General features: G+C 30.6%; 1 protein-coding gene. It reads left to right on the forward strand.

What is annotated here, in order from left to right; translation table 11 throughout:
• Window positions 1-263 precede the first annotated feature (263 nt).
• Window positions 264-2,306: a hypothetical protein gene (locus QZV12_RS13465; RefSeq protein ID WP_295622676.1), complete on the forward strand. Its 2,043-nt coding sequence runs from the start codon at window positions 264-266 to the stop codon at window positions 2,304-2,306.
• Window positions 2,307-2,691: the final 385 nt, after the last annotated feature.

Raw genomic sequence — 2,691 nt, forward strand, 5'->3', positions numbered from 1 at the left:
ATGAATCTAACGGAGATTAGGGTTATTTTTTAATAATTAGCCGTTCATATTCGAGAAATCAGTATTAAACGGACAACATTGTTAAAAAAATTAATTTTACTATTTTTCAATTTTTTTGTTTTTCATTTTATTCGACATATATTTATATGTTCGGTAATAGATTTTTAACTATATTTTTAAAGTTTTTATAAAATAAACTGATGTTTTAAACAATATTTTGCACACAATAAAACATATATCAAATTAATGGAGGATTTTTTAAAATGAATTTTAAAAAGACTTTACTGGTCTTTTGCTTAATTATCTGTGTACTATTTTCAGTTTCCAGTGTAGTTGCTGGAGATGTTAATGATGAGGTAATAGCCAGTGAAAGTCAAGATTCTGATGTTGTCAGTCAGGCAACTGTAGAAGTCGATAATGATAATCAAAAAATAGAAAATAATTTAATTTCATCTTCTAGTGAAGACATTTTAAGCGAAAAAGATAATGGAACTTTCACTGCGTTGCAGGACAAAATCCGCAATGCAGCTGAAGGCGCTACAATAGAATTGGAAAATGATTATGCAAACGATGGGGTTCTTTCTGATGGAATCCTAATTTCTAAATCCATTACTATTAATGGAAATGGATATACAATTGATGCACAACATAAATCAAGAATATTTAATGTCACTGCAAATAGCGTTGTTTTAAACGACATTAAATTTATCAATGGTAATGCAACTTTAGGTGGTGCAATTTTCTGTGAAGGCGATAATGTGACTATATGGAACAGCACTTTCATAAACAACGCTGCTGATTGGGGTGGTGCAAACTACTTTAAGAAAAAAATTAGCCATTTAATCATAGCAGGGGATTTCATAAATAATGTTGCACAGATATCCGGTGGTGCAAACTACTTTAACGACAATGTTGTCAATGTTTCAATTTCTGGAGACTTCAGTGATAATGTTGCAGCAAACGGTTCTGGTGCTGCAAATTACTTCTTTAAATCAGTAACTGATGTTTACATGGTTGGAGATTACCTCCGTAATATTGCCAATTCCAATTGTAATGGCAGTGATAAAACTGGTAGTGGAGGTGCTAACTGCTTTAATAAAACAGCAGTTAATGTTATTATTTTAGGAGACTACGCAGATAATGTCGGATACCGCGGAGGTGCAAATTTCTTCTATGGTGCCGCATCTAATATTTCCATTACAGGAGACTATGATAACAACACAGGCCGTTTATTTGGTGGTGCAAACTACTTTATGAATACACTAACTGATTCTACTATTGATGGAAAATACTCCAATAACAAAGCAACTAATTGGGGTGGTGCAAACTACATTAATAAATTTGCAAAAAACGTTATAATATCTGGAGATTATATTGAAAATTCTGCTGTTGAAGGTGCTGCGCTTTTCTTTGATAGAAAAATGGAAAATGTTACCACATTAGTAAACTTAATAGATAACAAAGGAAAAAGCACAATTTATATGGCATATAGGATTGATTCTACATTAACAGTCGAAGATATGGAATTTGATTATAATACTACCGGATCTAGTGAAATTTCATTTACAGATGCCTTAAGCATTGAAGCTACTGTGGTTAATCAACCTGATGCTGTTGTTAATGTAAATAATAATACAATAACTGTATCTGGTTTGGAGCCTGGCACATACATATTATCAGTTAAAACAGTAACTGATGACGAACACGATTCTGTAACTAAAGAGGCTAAAATAACAGTCAATAAAATCAAAACACAATTGTCAGCAAGCGCAATCACTACAACTTACAATGTCAACAAAAATTTAGTGGTTACATTAAAGGACGCTAACGGCAATCCTTTAAGTGGTGTTGATGTTATTGTTAATTTAAATGGTGCCAAAACATACACAACAGTTGATAACGGTCAAATCAAAGTATCAACAAAAGGATTGGCTCCTAAAGCATATGCTGCTAAAATAACCTTCAATGGAACTGCTAAATATAATCAGGCAACAAAATCCGTTAAGGTGACTGTCAAAAAGGCAAATCCTAAGTTAACCGCTAAGGCAAAAACATTCAAACAATCTGTAAAAACCAAAAAATACAGCGTGACCCTAAAGACCAATCTCAACAAGGCTATAAAAAATGCCAAAGTTACACTTAAGGTCAACAAGAAAACATACACTGCAAAAACCAACAAGAAAGGTGTTGCAATCTTTAAAATTACTAAATTAACTAAAAAAGGTACTTTTAAAGCAACTATTACCTACAAAGGCAATGCTTATTACAATAAAGTAACTAAAAAAGTAAACATTAAATGCAAGTAGGTGTTAATAACATCTACTAATTTTTTTCTTTTTTTTAGAGAGTTTTTAAAATATTATATGGTCTTTTTTTGAATAAAATAAAAACCTATCAGTTAAATTTTTAATATTTTAAACTGGTCAATTTTTAAAGTATTGATATTTATTGAAGTTTCTGTGGCATATTTTTTTGGCTATTGGATATTGTTCTTTCTTTTTGGCAGCGCCATAAAAAATTAAAGCCGTATGAAGGTTTTGATTTTTATTTACTTGGTGGTGGTGATTTAAAAATAAAAAAATAGATGAAATTTTCATCTATTTAACTTTAACAGTTGTTTTAATTGTATCTTTAAGGTAAGTTACTTTAACTGTGTATTTTTTACCTTTTTTAAGCTTTTTGATAACATTT

The sequence above is a fragment of the uncultured Methanobrevibacter sp. genome (assembly GCF_902769175.1).
GTDB lineage: Archaea > Methanobacteriota > Methanobacteria > Methanobacteriales > Methanobacteriaceae > Methanobrevibacter.

Coding starts and splice junctions, on each gene's coding strand:
- QZV12_RS13465 (WP_295622676.1), top strand. CDS start 264: ATGAATTTTAAAAAGACTTTACTGGTCTTTTGCTTAATTATCTGTGTA.